Source organism: Ralstonia chuxiongensis (genome assembly GCF_024158925.1).
In the GTDB taxonomy this organism is placed as follows: Bacteria; Pseudomonadota; Gammaproteobacteria; order Burkholderiales; family Burkholderiaceae; genus Ralstonia; species Ralstonia chuxiongensis.
This window is the reverse complement of the sequence record NZ_JAMYWC010000001.1, coordinates 82,597-100,707: the sequence shown is the minus strand read 5'-3', so window position 1 is coordinate 100,707 and position 18,111 is coordinate 82,597. Positions and strand designations below refer to the sequence as shown.

Sequence of the window (18,111 nt, the reverse complement as noted above, 5' to 3'; positions counted from 1 at the left end):
CATGGGTCTGGATGCAATCAAGCGCGGCTTCCGGCCTGCAACCTTCCTGGCGAATGCCGCAATGCTGGTGTGCCTGGGCAGCGCCCTGCCGGCCCATGCCGCCGCTGGCGACGCTCCCGTACCGGGTCAAGTCGTGGCCGGTGGCACGGTTCCGGACGAAGCCACCAAAGCGACCGTGCTAGCCAAGCTGCGCGAGCTTTACGGCAGCGCCAACGTGGTCGACCAAATCGAAGTGGGCAACGTGGTGTCGCCGCCCAACTGGTCTGCCAACGTGCAGAAGATCCTGTCGCCGGCCATCAAACAGGTCAATCGCGGGCAACTCAACATCGACGGCACGCAGGTTTCCCTGCACGGCGACGTTGGTAACGAGGCACAGCGCCAACAGCTCACGAGCGACATGGCGACGGCGCTCGGCCAGAGCTACACGATCAAGAACGGGCTGCGCGTGGCGGCGGTGTCCGAGCAAGGGCTGCTGGACCAGACGCTGGCCAACCGCATCATCGAGTTTGAAACCGGCAGCGCCACGCTCACGCCCAAGGGGCGCGCGATTCTGGATGAAATGGCCGCCGTGCTGCCACGCCTGAACGGCCGCAAGATCGAGATCGTCGGCCACACCGACAACTCCGGCAGCCGCGCGCTGAACCTCAACCTGAGCCAGGCGCGCGCAGAAACGGTCAAGAACTACCTGATCGCCAAGGGCGCCGAGCCAGGCACGCTCACCGCGATGGGCGTGGGGCCGGATCAGCCTGTGGCGGCCAACAACACCGATGAAGGCCGCTCGCGCAATCGGCGGATTGAGTTTCGGGCGAGTAAGTGACGCGGGAGGATGCACGCCGGCGGGCGCGGTTGCGCGAGCCGTCGCCAGCTACCCCATTACAGCCGGGTGATGAACGGCGTGCGTCCCCTCAAATCCGCCTCGAGTATCACGATCCCACCAGAAAACCGTCGCAGCCAATCGCGCAGTTTTCTCCGATGAAAGAGCGTATCTGGTGGCTCTGGTGCCATCTGGTATGGGCTTGGCAGCAGCTTGAGCACTGGCTTGCCAGTCGACGACAGGGTGCACCCGTCGCGATCGTCAGCGGAATCATTCGCTCGGTACAGGTGGATAACGCGGCATTCAAGGCCTATGAGGCCATGGGAAGGAGCGTCGACACCAATGCGCACAGCGCATATGACTACACCGACGATACTTCGCGAGACACCTACTATCGCGTGACCCCCGTCGTCATCACGCTGACGGACGACCGGGTCATCCACTTCTGCGAATACCAGGTCACGGACCGTCGGGTTTCGTCCAACGCGCCCTATTTCGCAGGCCTGAACGGCATGCGCGTGCTGGCTGCAGGCTGGTGGGACAACGACTGTTTTTCGGCGTGGGGCATGCGCTTGACCGGCCGCCGTGAGCCACAGACCGTCTATGTTGCAAAGCGCCCTCGCGACTTGCCCGAGCCGCTGGAGACCATACTGTCGCGCAGGAGCTCCGGCTTTAGCGAGACGATCGGCCTCCTCGGTTATTTCAGCGCGCTGATGCTCGTGATCATGCTTTTTTTTGTGGGCAGTGAGTTTGGCCTCGAGGCCGCCGGCCCCGTCGCGGGGATGATGGTCGGGATGTTTACCCTCGCGCCGATGTTGCTCGTGATCATTTCACAGACGCTGATGCGCCTGATGGCGGGGCCTCTGCGCCCGATCCCAGAAATGATGGCGGCTGGTGAATACGGTAACCGCCATCTCCGCTTGCGCAGCTTCGACTTCGGTCGCTGTGAGCGCGCGGTGTTTCTGGCGCTGGAGCGGCGGAAGGACACTTAGTCGTGCGCGGCCAGGTCGCGCTGCCGCCCGGACAACCAATCATGCACGCACAGCAACAACGGTTGATAGCAACACAGATGACATCGTCCACCCCACCGACCTCGCCCGATTCCGCAGCGACCGAAGCGGATCGCCAGGCCTGCCTGCTTCGGCTGAGCCAGTATTCGCCCGACGCGCCTGACGCTCCTGTGCCGTTCAGTCACCGCTTGGCCGAAGCCGAGGGTTGGTCGCGCTTGCATACGCTGGCAGTCATCGAGGAATACAAACGTTTCGCGTATCTGGCGGTGTTTGCCGGGCATGCGGTCACGCCTTCCGAGGCGATCGACGCGGCATGGCATCTCCATCTGCAATATTCGAAAGAGTATTGGACGGTGTTCTGCGGGGAGGTACTGGGCGCGCCGCTTCACCATGCGCCAGGTATTGGTGCCCCGGACGAAGACGACACCTACGCGCAGCACTACCAGCAAACGATCGAAAGCTACCAGCGCACGTTTGGTATGGAGCCGCCTCCCGATGTCTGGCCGGTGCCGGAACCTGTCCAGCCAGACAGTGCGCCAGAGGCTACCAGCCCCGCACGGCATCCGCCCAACCCTGTCACGCCGCCACGTGCGTCAACCGCGCGCTCGGTCATGCCATCCGTGTGGCTCGTGATCGGAGCCTGCCTCATCGCAATCACCACGAATGTCGCGTCAGATTTCGATGTGCTGAACTATGCAGGGCCGCGGTTTCTCGCGTTCTATCTGGGCGTGTGCCTGATGGCGTGTCTGCTGATCCGGGGCCTGCATCGATTTGCATACCCGCGCCGCCCATGGGGAGCCACCGATGGCAACGTGCCACGGCAGCTGGCGCCCGCCGAAGCCGCACTGATCACCGGCGATGCCACGCGAATGGCGCAGGTTGCGACGCTGACACTCCTCGACGCGGGTGCAATCCGCGTCGCCTCTCCAGCAAAGAGAAAACGTGACCGCAACACATACGTGGTCGCGAACGAAACGCCAACGCCCGATCGCCACGTCGACGCGTGGACTTGGCTCGCCCGGCAACCACAGCGCCGTTCGCCATGGCCAGCCTTTCGAGACCGATTTCTCGACGAAGCCATCGACATGACAGATCGGCTGCGCCACGAAGGTTGGATGTGGGCCACCGGCGCGATGCGCGGAACGACCGTCGCTGCATGGGCGATCGGACTATCGGTGCTGTGGCTCGGGGTGATAAAGGTATTTGTTGGCCTGTCCAGAGAGCGTCCGGTGATGTGGCTGCTGGTCGAGATGGCGCTATTCGGAATCGTCTACTGGTGCGTGACCGTGCGGCTGATCGGCGTCGGCCGTGCGGGCCCCACCGCAGGAGCCAGCGCCGCGCTCGATGTGCATCGTCAGCGTAGCCAGCAGGCACCGAAGGCCGGTTTGTCGACAAGCGATCTACTTTGGCTGGCGGCGTTTGGCGGCACGAGCGTGCTGGCCAACACAGCGTGGGCCGGCTACCGACCGATGATGGGAACACACGCCGGCGCCAGTTCCAGCGGCTCTGGCAGCGACACGTCGAGCAACTGCAGTTCAAGCAGTAGCTCTAGCAGTTGCAGCTCGAGTAGCTGCGGATCCAGCGGCTGCGGCGGTTGTTCGAGCAGCTAGCCGGTTCAGCTCGCGCTTTCCGACGGCGGATCGCCCAAGCCCAGCAGCTCCTCAATCTGCGACAGCGTCGCATCGTCCTTGACCACCGTGCGCAGCCACGCATGCAGCGGCATATCGCCCCACTTGGCGGCGCGCGCGGCAAGGTATGCAACAGGGCTGTGCGGCTCGGTCTGACGGAAGAATTCAGCCACATCGCGCAACTGGTTCAGCGCTTGGGCGCGCGTGCGGATGGGGCCGGAAACCACAGTTTCGATGGCGGTGCCGGCGGAAGACTGCGTTGACTGTTGCGGAGCACTCTTCGCCTCCACGGCAGTTGGCTTAGGCTCCGGCTTGCCACCAAAGCGCTCGACCAACGCGCGCACCGCCTGCAACGCTTCACGTGCGGGGCGGAAGCTCGGCGCATGGTCTCCAGCGCGTGCATCCAGCACGGATTCCAACCGCAACAGCGCAGCGCCACAGCCAACCACATCATCATGCAGCGTCTTGTAGAACGCCGGCGACGTGGCACGCCGCGCCGATTCAAACTGTTCCTGCGTGATTTTTCCGCGCGACAACTCATCCGCCTGCTCCGGATCGCGGCGGATGGCTTCGACCAAGCTGGTCGCGACTTCCCAATCGACAAGGCTGTAGCCGCCCTTGCCCGCTTCCACCAACGGCACCTCGCGAATCAACTGGCTTGAACGCGTCGCAAGCCACGCCATGCTGCCCGTGCGGGCTTCAGGATCGTCGGCTTCGGGCAGCGGATAGATGTGTTCCCAGAACTGTTCGCACAGGCCCGCGATCAGCTCGTAGCCCTCACGCAGGCCGGCGAAACCGCGCTCTTTCGACAACGCCTCGGCCAACCATGCGGCCAGGCGCAGATCTTTCGTGCGGTTCTGCAGCAGGGACGTGCTCTCTGCGATGACGGCGCGCCAGTCGGCTTCCTTGATCTCCGTGACCCACTCGCCTTGATCGAGTGAGGGGTCATCAAAGCGGCGCGCATCCTGGATGCTGTCGAATTCGGTGGAGAAAAGCATGTCTTCGCCGCACGGTTGGGCGCCGGGCAGCGGAGCGAGCAATTGGTCAAACGGAAGAGAGGCCATGATCGGAAACGTAAACTGGAGAGCGGTACAAAGGTCAGGGCTTGGCGACGCGGCAATCCGCCAGCGCCAGCGTCACGCCAACGAACTGGCGGTTCAGGCAATCCAGCGTGATGTCCTTGCTGGGCTTGTAAGCCGCCAGCTTGTGATCAGGAAACAGCGCCCTGAGTGCGTCACGCTGGTCATCCTGAAACGGCGCGCCCACCTTCAGGTCTTCAGTCACGGCCAGTGTGTTGAGGCTGTCGTCGGACAGCGGATAGACCTGGCCCTTGAAGACGAGCCGGTGGCCGTCGTATTTCTTTGACGCAGTCGGCGCGTCCTTGAAATACTCGGTCAGCACCTGGCGGTACGAAACCTGCAGCGGTGTGTCGTCCTGCGCGAATGCGGGTGAGACAAGCAGCGCGGCCAGAGCACAAGCGGCGGCGAAGCGGGACAGTGCGTTCATATCAGCGTGCGTGAAATGTGACGTCCGCACACGCAAGGGCGGACGGTGGAGATGCTACGCAGGCTTGGGGCGGTTGGGGGGATTGTTTCTAAATCTTCATGTGGCTAGTTGGCAGCACGTCGCCCAGAGCGCGTTCCATCGCATCGAGATAGCGGGCCAACGCAATCTCTCCGATAATACGGTTCGTTTTCAAACCGATCCTGACATCAAGATGGCGATTTCCGAGCGACTCCAGTGCCGATTTGTCCTTCCGCTTTCCGTGATGTTATGGGGCGCCGCAAGCTCTAACGCGTGGGCGTTCGACAATAGCTTGGCGGTAAAAACGTTGCTTCAGAAAGCAAAAGCCGATCTTGTGTTCGTAAAGGGGGGCACGTTCAAGATGGGCGACTTTGGACCGGAAACAACACGGGACAAATTACCTTACGTGCCAAGCTATGGTTATGGCAGTCCGGCACATGAAGTCCAACTTGATAGCTTTTCCATCAGCAAATTCAAGGTGACCTATGAGGACTTCGACGCCTATACAGATGCGCTAGGCAAACCACGTATTGCGACGCTGCGCATAGACAGCAAATATCGCAAGGTTCCGAATACTCCCGCAGGGGTCAACTGGCAGGAAGCCAAGGACTATTGCTTGTGGCTGGGCAAGGTATCCGGCCTGCCGTTCGATTTGCCTACCGAGGCACAATGGGAATATGCCGCCCGCAGCCGGGGCAAGCTCGTCCCGTACGCTACGAACAATGGCAAATATGAAGAGGGGCGTAACGTTGCGAGCTATGAGCAGAAACAAGAAATGATGAAAGGTGTGTCTTCTCCGCAGGTGTATCCAATCGGCAAGTTCCCCCCCAATCCTTTAGGACTATATGACATGGCGAGCAATGGCACTGATTGGGTGAATGACTGGTTCTCGGAAAACTACTATGCACACTCACCGCGAAAGAATCCAAGGGGTCCGGAAACCGGCACGGAGAAAGTAAGACGGGGCATCGCAACCGACTACGTGACAGCACTCGCTATGTACCGGCAAAAACAAGCACCGCAGGTCAAGCCCTCAACCCTAGACGACGGAACCATTATTTCTGATCGTCACCCAAATAACGGGTTCCGCTGCGTCGTCAATTCCCCCAGCAAGGTGTTGCCCTGATCCCGACTCACGCGTATGTAGTTGGCGGCATCGCCATCGAACCGATGTCTGCCAACATGGAGTGGTCGATACCGTAGTCCCTCTGCGCCAAGTAGGTGGGTGATGTGTTTTCACACATTGCGTAGCCGCGAGTCGGCTCAGCCTTTAACGACGCTTGCAAGTTGTCATAGAAGGTGTCAATTTCTTGACCATCGCCGGAACTGCCAACGAGGCTCGTGTTTAAGAAATCCCTCAACTGAGCACGATTCTTGGCAGTCAACGTTGCATCACACCTCGAGCCGTCTGCTGACATGTGCTGGACAACATTATCGAAGTCGCGACGCGTCTGCGCTTCCCGCAGGATTTTCTTCACCGCATCCTTGCGTCGGCCATAGTAACGTCCACCGTGGTTCCGGCCGTCCAGACCGTCAACTTTCCAGTCGTGACGTGTCATCTGGTACAGCATCACGCCCTTCGCCTCCGGCGTGGTGTAGCGAAGGAAGCCGTGGGGATTAGCGATAATCCGGTTCATTAACTGGACACGACGCTCCTCCTGATCTAGACGAGCAATGATCTCCTCGTACTTGGCAGTGATTTCATCTTCCGCCCACCCAACTGCTTGCTCCATTTTTTCGATGGTGCCCTCGATAATCATCACTTGGAGTTTAACGATGTATTCAAACGCTTCCTTAGCGATGAACTTCAACTGTTTGTAGTCGGCGTGGTAAAGCTGGTAAGCGAGCCACTTCCAGAACTGAACAATTTGCCCGACATCGACTTCCAGTTCGAGGGCGCCCTTTGCTCCCACACCCAAGCAGACACTAGCCATCATGCGAAAACGGAACTTGCCCGCCGCATAGCTCAACTCAAACAAGCAGCCCGCGCCCGCACCGAGCATACCAGTGACCGTTTCACCAACTTTGGCAAACTCCTGGTAGCCAAGTCCCAATTGCTCGGGATTGAGCCATTGCACGCCGCCCCACAGTTTGATTTCAGCCTTGGCGCCGGCAAAGACCTCCAGCTCCGCCTTTGCGGACGGATCCACTGGCTTCTGATTGATACGCAACTCGCGCTGCCTATTTCCAGCCCCGCTTACCGCCGCACCATAGAGCCCCAGCTCTTTACGTTTTTCATCCTTCCAGTCGACAGCAATGCCCACTTCTCCAACGATACTCGCGCCTGCCATGGCCGACACAGCCAATTCCGCTGCGAACCGAATCGCCGTGGATTTGTCCTTAGGATTGTCGGTCAGCCGCCAGACCCAGCCCACCCGGTCGGGGAAATAGAACGTTCCCGCGGCCTTGGCTTCTGCGACGGCAAACTCTGCGCGCCCGCTCGCCTTCAGCGCACAGTTGCCCTTTAGCGGATCCCATTCGGTCGATAAACCGACTCCTGCAAAGTAGCGCATCAACTGGGCCTGCGCAGTCAGGTCGATATTTCTGCTCCACTTCGCATCGGGATTGCGTGCTGCGCGGTCGTACGTAAGTTTTTTGTTCCACCCATCCGCCCAAGCTGTAAGGGCGCCCTGCACAGAATGAGTTTCAATCTTGAGCAGATCACCCTTAAACTTTGTACTGAGCGTTCCGGCTCCCTTCTTCAATTCGTCCTTGTTGAACTGCAGTTGGTCATTCTGCTTTGAAAAAAACGCTCGAGAAGCGAATGCCTTATGCGCTGAATCCTTTTCGGCGGCCGTACCTTTTCGCTTCTCCCAACCCGCGGGAATGTAGCGATCCCATTTACTCTTAATGCGGTCCGAGCGTACATAGCGGGCGGTGTACTTGCGAAACGAGCGAACCGGTCCGCCGGCTGAGTTGTAGATCGGGATGATCTCAACGATCGACATGTGGCCGCTGTCCATTTTTCCGAGTGGAGTCAGTGCTCCATGCAGCTTCTCGTGCGCGGCCTTGGCCTCTTTATAAGCGTCGTCCAGCGCTTTTTCTAGTTTCTGTTGCTCGGCAGGGCTACGAAGTGCTTTGATTTGCAACTGGTGAAGCTCCTCGGCGAGATCGTCGACCTTGGCGTTGGCCTTATGCAGCGTATCAACCAACATGTCCCATAGGTTGGCGTCGTTCTCAAACGCCGTAACTTCATGCGCGGGAATACAAATGAACTCGCCTGTTTCCGGTCTGAATATTAGTAGAGGTTCGGGCTCGTAGTGCACGTCCACCTCGCTCTTCCGACGAGGGTTCGTTTTTGCGGTACCGCGCACTGGCGCAAGGCTTTCATCTTCCGCGCTGGGGGCTTGCTTTTCGGGGGTGGGAAGAACGGAGGCGTTTCCGAATGCCATAGCGATCTCTCTAGAAACGGATTTTGATGCCTGCCGGATTAGCGGTGTACACGCGCGCTACACGGCCCTGCTCGTCCGTGATTCCTTGGGCCAATACATTGCCTTGCGCGTCTTCCACTCGGTAGGGACGGTGCGGCAGAAGCTCGTTCGTGTGTTTGTCTCGCAGAACAAACTGCTCGTCGTAGGGGGGGGTGCCTTTAGGTAGCGAGGTGTTGGTTTGCGATCCACCCGGGCCAACGAAGTCGTGCCGTGCGCCTTTGAACGTCACCATACCTGGGGCATGCAACTCGATGCTGCCCTTCGTGACCTTAATGTGTGCACCCGCTGCATTGAGCAGCACATGCTTTTTTGCTTCCACGGCCATGCCGGCTTGCGTTGACGCCAACGTCACCTGCTTCTCGGCAGCGCAGGCGACTGCGCCTTCAGTGGCACTCAACCCGACCTTGCCGGCCGCAGCGTGAAGCGTAATACCGGGCGACGCTTCTGACGATTGGCCAACGGCCTTGCCGTGCGAAAACAGGCTGATTCCCTCTGTTGCAGCCATGACAAAATTGCCGCCCGCCGCAACATTGGTGTCCTGCTTGGCAACCAGCGTGGCCTGGGTGCCCGCCACCATCACCGCATCCACCGGCGTCGTGCTGACGATGCCCTTGGGTGCGGAGACCTGCAGATGCGGCTCGCTGTAGGCAACCGCTTCGGCGCCTTCACCAGCGCTTTCGGCATGGCGCAGCACCTCGGTGGTGTGGCGCAGTTGCTTGAGCGCGGGGAGTTCCTTTGCAGCAGGCTCATCGGGCAGACCAGCCTTCTGCTTCTGCGCTGCGTCGGCAAGCGATTCGGCGAGGTCGCTCACGGCTTCGATCTGGCTGGCGGCGGCTTCGCTGTCTTGTAGCGACGCGCTGGTGCCAGCGCTGTGTGCTGTAAGCAGCAGGCCGGCGCCCGCGCGCACGGCGCCGCTGTCGTCGGTGGCGAGCGCGGCCCCGTGGCCGAGGTCTGCCTGGCGGGCGCTGTCGATCTGTTCCTTGTGATGACCGAGCACGAGGCCAGTCGCCGCCTGCGTGGTGCCGAGCTGCGTGCGGCCCTGCCCTTCGGAATCATCAAAGACCAACTGGTTGTAGCCCGATGAGCCCGATTGGCTGCCGGCCAGCGCCTGTGTCTTGATGCCGGACAGCACCGCATTGTGGGCGTAGGCGCCCTGGCTCTTATTGCCACCGGCAAACCAGGCCGGGGCATTGCCGGTGGCACCCGCGGCGCCTGCCTGGTTCTGGTTGTATTGCGCGTCGGTCTGGCCGCTGCCGTTGTAGGCCGCACCCACCACCACGGGCCGATCGATGTCGCCTTGCAGGAATTCGACCAGCACTTCCTGGCCGACGCGCGGCAGCGCCACACCGCCCCAGTTCGGTCCGGCCACGGGCGCTGTCACGCGCACCCATGCGCCAAGGCCGGCACTGGCACGCGCGTTGTCATCGCCCGCCGGATGCGATTGGCGGCTGGCTGAACGCGCGCCGCGCTGCCAGTGGAATTGAACCTTGATCCGATGGTCCCGATCGGTATGCACAGGTCCTTCCGCCCCCACCACCAGCGCCGTCTGGCTGCCGTTGACGGTCGGGCGCGGGTGCAGCGCGCAGCCTTGCTCGTCGCTCTGCTGCGGGCGCACGGGCACGTTGTCGCGCACGACGGTGAAGTGGTTGCGATAGAACGGCGCGTCCTCGCCCGTGCCATGGTTGCTGCCAGCGGCCAACGCATCGCCGCCGCGCAGCCCGCCCAACGTTTCGGTCAGGACCTGGCCGAAGCGGTCGTTGAAGTTGTTGCGCGCCTGGTGCGTCACGGCCAACACCGCAAAGCGCTGCTCGCCATCGTCGTGATCGAAATGATCGAGCAACTGGAAGCGCGTGCCGGTCGCCAACGTGCGCGCAGTGCCTTCGCCGTCGAACTGCTTGTCCCGCAACTCCAGCGCTTCCATCATCAGCCGCGCGACGCGTTGCGCCTGGTTGTTGTCTTCAAACCAGTACTGGCCGGGGTAGTCGGTGTCTTGCAGCGTCAGTTGCGGGCCATCGTTGCCTTGCTGCTGCGCCCCAAGCTGCGCGGTCCGCTTGGCGTTGGCGCGGTAGTCCCAGCTGGCGATCGATACGGCGTTGGTCTGCCAACGGCGTGCGCCTTGCCAGCGGTCGATCACGTCTTCGGTGGCCGTGGCATCGGCACGACCAAAACGGATGCTTGCCTGCGCGTTGTCGGCAAACACGTCATTGGAATCGGCAATGACCATGCGGTGCACGCCCAGCGCGTCGCCATCCTTGGCTTCATGTTCGAAGAAGTAGAACAGTCCCTCTTCGGCCAACAGGCGCGTGACGAAATCGAAGTCGCTTTCGTCGTATTGCGTGATGACGCTGCGGCGCGTGTAGACCGAGCTGTCGCGCAAGGCCCAGCGCCATGCTGGCACCAGGCGGCCTTGGCCTTGGTAGTCGCCAAACAGGCTGTCGATCACCTCGATGACCGACATGTCCTGGAACAGGAAACTGTCTTGCCGATGGCGCAGGAACGCGAGCCAGGGCTCGATCACCAGCCGATAGCGCACCAGGCCGCCGTTGGCCCCCACCTGCTCGAAGCGCGTCACGTGACCATGAAACGGCCGCAGCGTGCTTCGGCTTTGCTGCGTCAGCAAGTCGAGCCGCACCGGCTGACCGAGCAACTTGGCCGAATCGATGTCAGCGTTGTCAGACAGCGCCGTGAGTTCCAGCCGAAAACCGCCTGCGTCGATGTGCTCGGCAACGTCCACCTGTTCTGGCAGCAGCGCGTTCGGCCCCAACGGCGTTTCCAGCCGCAGCAGCCGGTCGGCCTGGGAGAACGATGCACGTAGCAGGTTTGCCAACTCGGTCGGAGAGACCATGATGTGCTCCAGCGAAGCGACTTAATTGATGCGGTACTTGAACTCGCCGTTCTTGCCGACGCCGACTTTGATCTTCTCGACGCTGCCGCCCTCGGCCATGCGCGTCAGCACCGACTCGGCAATCTGCGGAAGCAGCGTGCCGTTGAGGATGTGATCAACCGCGCGGGCGCCGGCATCCACTTCAGTGCAGCGTGCGAGCACGGATTCAACCAACGCGCTGTCCCACTGGAACGTCGCCTTGTGGTTAATGGCCACGCGATCGCGGATGCGACCCAGCTTGAGCGTGATGATCTCGGCCAGCACGTCGTCGGAAATCGGGTAATACGGCACCACCTTCATGCGCCCCAGGAATGCGGGCTTAAACGCCTTGTAGAGCGTCGGGCGCAGCTGCTCGGCCAGCGCATCGGTGTCGGGCAGTTCCTCGGCAGACTTGTTCAGGCACGCCTGCATGATGGCCTGCGACCCAACGTTCGACGTGAGGATGATGATGGTGTTTCGGAAGTCGATGGGGCGGCCTTCCGCGTCGTCCATCTCTCCCTTGTCGAACACCTGGAAGAACATCTCCAGCACGTCAGGGTGAGCCTTCTCCACTTCATCCAGCAGCACGACGCTGTACGGGTTGCGACGCACGGCTTCGGTCAGCACGCCGCCTTCGCCATAACCGACATAACCCGGCGGCGAGCCCTTGAGGCCCGACACGCTGTGCGCTTCCTGGTACTCGCTCATGTTGATGGTGATGAGCTTGCGCTCGCCACCGTAGAGAATGTCGGCCAGCGCCAGCGCCGTTTCCGTTTTACCGACGCCAGACGGGCCGGCAAACAGGAACACGCCGCGTGGCTTGTTCGGGTCTTCCAGGTTGGCTGTGGCGGTGCGCACGCGCTGGGCAATCGCATCCAGCGCGTGGTCTTGCCCGATCACGCGGGCGGCCAGCAGCGGCTTGAGGTTCAGTACCGTGCGCAACTCGTCCTTGACCATGCGGCCCAGCGGGATGCCCGTCCAGGCCGAGACAATTTCCGACACGACATGGCCATCCACCTGCAGCGGCACCATGGGCGACTCGCCTTGCAGGGCGCGCAGCTCGGCAAGGAGCTTAGCCAGTTCGTCCGGTTCGTCCGCCTTGTCGGCAGCGCGCTTGCGTTTTGGGATCGACACAACGTCGCTGTTGGCGGCCACGGGCAGTGCTTCTTCCTCGCCGGCTTGCCCGGCATCGCTTTCGCGCGCCTCGCGCAGCGCCTGAATGCGAGCGACCAGCGCGCGCTCCTGCGCCAGGCGTTCGGTGTTCAGTGCGACGCGTTGCTCCAGTTCCGTGCGCTGCTCGTTCAGCGCCTTCAGGCGTGCGTCGTGCTCGGCGCCGGCGCTTTGCTCGCGCTCCAGGGCGTTGATTTCACCCTGCAGGCGTTCCAGCGTCTTCTGGTCGTCTTCAATGGCACCGGGCGTGGCGCTCTGGCCCAACGCCACCTTGGCGCAGGCGGTGTCCAGCACGCTGACGGCCTTGTCCGGCAGCTGGCGGCCGCTGATATAGCGATGCGACAACCGCACCGCCTCAGTAATCGCCTCATCCAGCACGCGCACACCAAAGTGGCGCTCCATCAGCCCGGCCATGCCGCGCAGCATGGCGGCCGCCAGCGGCTCGCTGGGCTCTTCCACCTTCACGACTTGGAAGCGGCGCGCCAGTGCCGCATCTTTTTCGAAGTACTTCTTGTATTCGCTCCACGTGGTGGCCGCGATCGTGCGCAACTCGCCGCGTGCCAGCGCAGGCTTGAGCAGGTTGGCCGCATCGTTCTGCCCGGCCTGCCCGCCGGCACCAATAATCGTGTGCGCTTCGTCAATGAACAGGATGATCGGCTTCGGGCTCTTCTTCACCTCGTCGATCACGTTCTTCAGGCGATTCTCGAATTCGCCCTTGACGCTGGCGCCGGCCTGCAACAGCCCCATGTCGAGCGTGCGCAGCGTCACGCCCTGCAGCGGCGGCGGCACGTCGTTGGCAGCCACGCGCAGGGCCAGCCCCTCCACCACAGCGGTCTTACCCACACCGGCTTCCCCGGTGAGGATGGGGTTGTTCTGGCGACGACGCATCAGGATGTCGATCACCTGGCGGATCTCGGCATCGCGGCCGATCACAGGGTCGATGCGGCCATCGCGCGCGGATTGGGTCAGGTCGACGGTGAACTGATCCAGCGCCGGTGTGGCCGTCAGGGCAGCAGCGGGCTTGCCGCCTTCGCCCTGCGCTGCGTCTGCGCCGTCGTCAGCAATGTCCACGGCCTGTACTTGTTCGTCCGAACCGGCGGTCAGTCGATCGAAGTCGTGCTTGAGCCGGTCCGCCTGAATCTGCCCGAACAGGCGCGAGCCACGTTGCGCGAGCGCCGACAGGCTCGGCTCCGTCAACAGTGCCAGCAGCAGATGGCCGGACCGAATGCGCGTGATTTGCGAATCGAGCGAGGCGATCAGCCAGCCGTGCTCGAACAGCTTCGGCAGGTACGGCGAAAACGCCGGCGTCCGCGTGTTGCCGGTCTGGAAGCGGCCGATCTCCGCCTCCAGGTCACGTTGCAGCGCGGCCAGGTCGATGCCGCTAGCACGGGCCGCCACGGCAAAGTCACTGCGGCGGTTTTCCAGCAAGGCCAGGAACAGGTGTTCGAGATCGACCTCGTAGTTGCCGCGCGCCATGCACAGCGACGCAGCCCGCTCGGCGGCTTGCCGGCTCGTCGCGTTCAGCTTGGCGATCAGGGTTTTGAGTGGGATGGCCATGGCGGCAGCGCTCCGAAAGAATCGATGAATGTGTCGGTATCAATGCAGCGGCGCGAGCGTGTACTGCGCATCGCTGCGGTCCTGCTGCGCGGGGCGGGAGCACAGGAAGGTGTCCCAGCCCAGGCGGCCGTCATTGCTGTTGTCCAGCGTGCTGCCGATCACGTCTTGGTGGCGCAGGATCAGCTTGATCTCAAACTCCAGCGTGGTGCCGCACAGGATGGTCAGCATCTTGCGCAGTGCCAGCGCGCCAGACGCACCCGGCAGGAAATTGCGGTACTGCGCGCGCTTGAGCGGCCCGACCCACAGGCGCACCCGCAAGTCGCGCTGCCACACCCGGGCGCCGGCCAACGCCGTGGCCCCCAGCAGGTTGTTGGTGCTGCCCAGCCGCGTGTATTGCGACGCCGGTACGCGATACCACCCGCCAACGAACTGCTCAACTCGCATCGGCGCCTGGAAGTAATCCGACAGCACGCGCTGCAGATACGCCGCAGACACCGGCCGATGCCGGATCGCCGTGGCATAACCGGCCAGCGCCTCATCGAGGATCGGCCCCGGCGTGGTGGAAAGATCGCTGCGCAGCGTCTTGTCAGCCGCGCCCGCAAGCGACAGCAGCAGCGGCAGGTAATGCTTGTTGCTGTCGACTTCGTACTGGAACGGCAGGCGGTATTTTTTCCACGCCAGATAGAACAGCGCGGTCGCCCGGTTTGAAAAGATATCGAAGAACGAACGGGCTGCGCGGTCGCGCCACAGGCTTTCGCGCTCGGCCACGATTTCGGTGTAGCGCAGCGGCAAGGCTCCTTGGCCGCCCAGCATGCCGAAGAACGTGGGCGTGATCGCCAGCGAATCGAGCGCGCCCTCTTCCAGCGCTGCGATGAACGCGGCATCGGTTTCGAGCATCTCGGCGGTAATGCCCTCGGCCTCGATGTGCTGCAGTTCGCTGGGCGGAAACGAGAGCGAGAGCGTGTTGCGAAAGCTCAGACGCGTGGCCAGCGCCTGCTCGGGCGCCATGCCGCCTTCGCGCGCAAACAGCTGCTCCAGCAGGCGCACAGCCTGAAAGAATTGGTACCGATGCGGCTGTTTGAGCAGCCGCCGGATCACACCAGGATCGATTCGCCGCTGCGGGGTGCGCATTTGACCAATTCCTTGCCACTGCGGCGCGAGACCGCAATCAGCTGCACAAAGCTGTTCATGTGGACGTACAGGCCGAAGAAGTGATCCAGCACGCGGATGAACCGGTGCATGCCTGTGCCCACAAAGGCGTCTTCATCCAGCGTGAGGCGCACTTCCAGGCCACGCACGAAGGTGGCGAACGGCTTGCCCGCCAGCCACTGCGTCGCCGGCTGGTAGTCCAGGGCAACGATGCCCTCGATCTGCCGCGCCGAGATCGCGTTGCGCGGCAGATCGTGCAGGCGCAGCATCTCTTTCAATGTCGGCAAACCGTTCTGCACGAGCGACAGATGGTTGAGCGCCAGCAGCGAGATCAAACGCCACTGCGCAGCGCGCCCGCCGCCAAACCGCATCGAGGGCGTCGGCTTGCGCAGGAAGGTGATGTTGCGGGCAATGGAGCTGCCTTCCATCGACAGATCGCCATCGGGCTGCCCGAACGCCAGCGTCGAAGGCAGGTCGCGGTTCGTGCAGGTGACGGTCAGGCTCAGCGTGTCGGTCTGCGGGCTGGTCGGATCAAAGTGCGTATCGACGATGGAGATCTCGGTTTCGAACCCCGGGCTGCGCTGCGCGATCAGCTCGTTGCGGCGTGCCAGCCAGTAATGGCCCGCGCGGCCGGGCTCTTCACCGTGATGCAGGGAGTAGAACGGCCGGAACTCCGTGACCTTCTCGTGCGCAGTGGTTTCGCGCACCAGCTGCACGTTGTCGATGGAATAGATGTCAAAGCCGTGCGCGCGCCGGCTATCGGCCACCACCGGATAGGCGCTGGCCGTATGTTCGATTCGGATCGGGTCGGCCTTCTGCTGGAACAGATTGACCACGGGCGTGCAATGCAGGCGCAGGTGCTCCGGCTGCAGGTTTTCAAGCAGGCGCGCCGCGTGCGAATCGCTGCGCAAGTCTTTCAGCACCAGATGCAGCGTCAGACGGCGCACCGGCACGCCCGGCGTCATGCCGCGTCGCAATGCAGCCAGGTCGATATCGAAGAAGTTGAATTTCTCGGCAAAGCTGAAGTGCTCGGTCAGCAGCCGATAGGCCGGGTGCGAGCGTGCCGGGCAATCGATCAGGGATTCGTCTTCACTAAAGCCGACTTCGTGCAGGGGCACGGAAATCAGGCGCTTCCAGACGCCTGCGCGTTCGGCTTCCACATAGCCGGCCGCGGTATGCAGGAACAGCGCGTCGCCGAGCGCGGCCACGAAAGACGGTTCGCCGTCCATGTAGACGCGCAGCTTGTCCATCGACAGCGATTCAAAACCGCCGCGTTCGCCCACGTATTCCAGCGTGATCGCAATCGAGCCGGTCGCGCCCTTGGGCAGTTGCACAGCGGCCGGCGCGGACACGGCGCGCTCGAATGTTGCACCGGCAACACGCACCGGCGCGAACGTGACGTCGTATGCAGTGCGGAAACGGCATTCGACCTTGCGCACCACGCGTGTGGTGAGAAACGTGCCGCGTGCGATCGTGACCGGCGCGCTCAGTTGCGCAGCCACGCCGCGCACATCGAAATGCGCCACCGAGCACGATGGAAAGGGCCGCAGGTAGTGCGGATACAGCACCTCCAGCAGCGCCTCGGTAAATTCGGGGTAGTCGTCGTCAAGCTTCTTGCTGACACGTGCGGTCAGGAAGGCGAACGATTCGATCATCCGTTCGACATGCGGATCGTCGCAGCCGTCGCCAGACATGGCGAGGCGGCCGGCGATCTTCGGATACCGCTCGGCGAAGTCGCGCGAGTACCGGCGCAGGAAGGCCAGTTCTCGTTCGTAATAAGGCAGCAGCTCTTCCATTCTTCGTGGCGGTCCGGTGGCGGTCCTGCGGGTGCTTCAGCGTGTTGCGGGTGGTGCCGTATGCAGGGTCGTGCAATCTCAGCCGCGTCCGCGCGACACGGAATACCGCAGCGTCGAGGGTTGCAGCATGGCGTCAAAACTCACGGGCTCGCGAGCGGGCCCCACCAGCAGCACCGCGCTGATCCCAAAGCACAAGGCATTGGTCGCGCGCTCATTGATCTCTAGCGACACATTTACATGCTGCAGACGCGGCTCGTGCCGCTCGATCGCCTTGGTAAGCGACTGGCAGATGTAGTTGCGGTCGTAGAAACTGGCCAGGCTCAGGCCGGAAAAATCGTTCAGGCCATACGTGAGCAACGACCGCTTGCATTCCGGCAAGCCGTGCAAGTCCTCCTCCTCCAACACGATGCGCGTGTTGAGCAAGGATTCAATATCGCGTGCCACGGTGCTCTTGAGTTCTTCAAGTGAGAGCTGGCGCAATGCCGTGGGCATGGGCGCGTGCGGCTCGTCGTCGAAGAGCTTGTCGAGCAGGCTGGGTTCGAAGCCTTTCATATGCTGCTAGAAAACAAGATGCCGCAGCACGGCGGCTGCGGCTCTTGTCATCAGGAGAACACCAAACGTTAAACCGAGTAGGTCTTGTCGTTCTTGGTGAGGCTCCAGGCGCCTTGCGAGTTGCCGCCTTGGCCGCCGGCGCTCTTCTGCTGCGTGTACTTCCACTGCACAGCGGCGTAGCGCAGGCTGAAGGTGTCGGTCGGAATGCCTTGAGCGACCACTTGCGAATCGACTTCGCTCAGGATGGCGTTCTTCAGCTTGACTTCGAGGTACTTCACGCGGTTGCCTTCGCCGTCTGCGCGGAAGAACTCGATGGTCACTTCGCCGAAGGTCGTGCCGCCCGAAGCGTGCTGGTACAGCAGCGGGCTGACGACGTCCAGATCCTTCGTGAAGACCATGTCGCGGTGCTCGCAACGCTCAGCCGTGTGGCCGCCGGCGGTCGAAGCCGTGGCCGAACGCGGTTGGCTGATTGCTTGCGACCAGCTGTTGATTTCGATCCAGTCCTTGTGATCCTTGTCTTGCGACTCCCCCTTGATGGCCGGGCTATCGAACTTGACGTAGATATCCTTCATACAGAGACCCTCTTCAATAGATTGGTTGTTGGTACTGCAACGGGT

The 18,111-nt window shown here is 62.2% G+C and carries 13 protein-coding genes; 4 read left to right on the top strand and 9 right to left on the bottom strand.

What is annotated here, in order from left to right; translation table 11 throughout:
* Position 1: 1 nt before the first annotated feature.
* From NKG59_RS00440 to NKG59_RS00430, 3 genes are all read left to right on the top strand, one after another.
* Positions 2-817 carry an OmpA family protein gene (locus NKG59_RS00440; RefSeq protein ID WP_253534260.1) on the top strand — a complete coding sequence of 272 codons (816 nt, stop codon included), beginning with the start codon at positions 2-4 and terminating at the stop codon, positions 815-817.
* 155 nt (positions 818-972) lie between these two features.
* Complete coding sequence (locus tag NKG59_RS00435) at positions 973-1,806, top strand: hypothetical protein (protein WP_253534258.1); 834 nt, start codon at positions 973-975, stop codon at positions 1,804-1,806.
* A gap of 2 nt (positions 1,807-1,808) precedes the next feature.
* The gene (locus tag NKG59_RS00430) at positions 1,809-3,434 is read left to right on the top strand and encodes a TIGR04222 domain-containing membrane protein (RefSeq protein WP_253534256.1); all 1,626 of its coding nucleotides are present in this window, start codon (positions 1,809-1,811) and stop codon (positions 3,432-3,434) included.
* Positions 3,435-3,439: 5 nt separating this feature from the next.
* On the opposite strand, the gene tssA is transcribed toward NKG59_RS00430, so the two are convergent.
* Both tssA and NKG59_RS00420 read right to left on the bottom strand, forming a co-directional pair.
* Entirely contained in the window at positions 3,440-4,516 is a 1,077-nt protein-coding gene (tssA, locus tag NKG59_RS00425) for a type VI secretion system protein TssA (RefSeq protein ID WP_253534254.1), read from the bottom strand.
* A gap of 34 nt (positions 4,517-4,550) precedes the next feature.
* Positions 4,551-4,958 carry a hypothetical protein gene (locus NKG59_RS00420; RefSeq protein WP_253534252.1) on the bottom strand — a complete coding sequence of 136 codons (408 nt, stop codon included), beginning with the start codon at positions 4,956-4,958 and terminating at the stop codon, positions 4,551-4,553.
* 82 nt (positions 4,959-5,040) lie between these two features.
* On the opposite strand from NKG59_RS00420, the gene NKG59_RS00415 reads away from it, so the two are divergent.
* Positions 5,041-6,102 carry a formylglycine-generating enzyme family protein gene (locus NKG59_RS00415; RefSeq protein ID WP_253534250.1) on the top strand — a complete coding sequence of 354 codons (1,062 nt, stop codon included), beginning with the start codon at positions 5,041-5,043 and terminating at the stop codon, positions 6,100-6,102.
* 7 nt (positions 6,103-6,109) lie between these two features.
* Here NKG59_RS00415 and NKG59_RS00410 read toward each other — a convergent pair whose 3' ends face one another.
* The 7 genes from NKG59_RS00410 to NKG59_RS00380 form a co-directional block, all read right to left on the bottom strand.
* Positions 6,110-8,368, bottom strand: coding sequence for a hypothetical protein (locus tag NKG59_RS00410; RefSeq protein ID WP_253534248.1), 2,259 nt, complete (start codon positions 8,366-8,368; stop codon positions 6,110-6,112).
* 10 nt (positions 8,369-8,378) lie between these two features.
* On the bottom strand, positions 8,379-11,252 hold the full coding sequence (locus NKG59_RS00405; RefSeq protein WP_253534246.1) for a type VI secretion system Vgr family protein: 2,874 nt from the start codon (positions 11,250-11,252) through the stop codon (positions 8,379-8,381).
* A 21-nt stretch (positions 11,253-11,273) separates the two neighbouring features.
* The gene (gene tssH, locus NKG59_RS00400) at positions 11,274-13,997 is read right to left on the bottom strand and encodes a type VI secretion system ATPase TssH (protein ID WP_253534244.1); all 2,724 of its coding nucleotides are present in this window, start codon (positions 13,995-13,997) and stop codon (positions 11,274-11,276) included.
* 39 nt (positions 13,998-14,036) lie between these two features.
* The gene (tssG, locus tag NKG59_RS00395) at positions 14,037-15,128 is read right to left on the bottom strand and encodes a type VI secretion system baseplate subunit TssG (protein WP_253534243.1); all 1,092 of its coding nucleotides are present in this window, start codon (positions 15,126-15,128) and stop codon (positions 14,037-14,039) included.
* On the bottom strand, positions 15,092-16,942 hold the full coding sequence (tssF, locus tag NKG59_RS00390; RefSeq protein ID WP_253534242.1) for a type VI secretion system baseplate subunit TssF: 1,851 nt from the start codon (positions 16,940-16,942) through the stop codon (positions 15,092-15,094). Before tssF ends, tssG begins: the two co-directional genes overlap by 37 nt.
* Positions 16,943-17,020: 78 nt before the next feature.
* Complete coding sequence (tssE, locus tag NKG59_RS00385; protein ID WP_009241814.1) at positions 17,021-17,494, bottom strand: type VI secretion system baseplate subunit TssE; 474 nt, start codon at positions 17,492-17,494, stop codon at positions 17,021-17,023.
* A 68-nt stretch (positions 17,495-17,562) separates the two neighbouring features.
* Positions 17,563-18,066, bottom strand: coding sequence for an Hcp family type VI secretion system effector (locus tag NKG59_RS00380; RefSeq protein ID WP_009241815.1), 504 nt, complete (start codon positions 18,064-18,066; stop codon positions 17,563-17,565).
* Positions 18,067-18,111 lie beyond the last annotated feature (45 nt).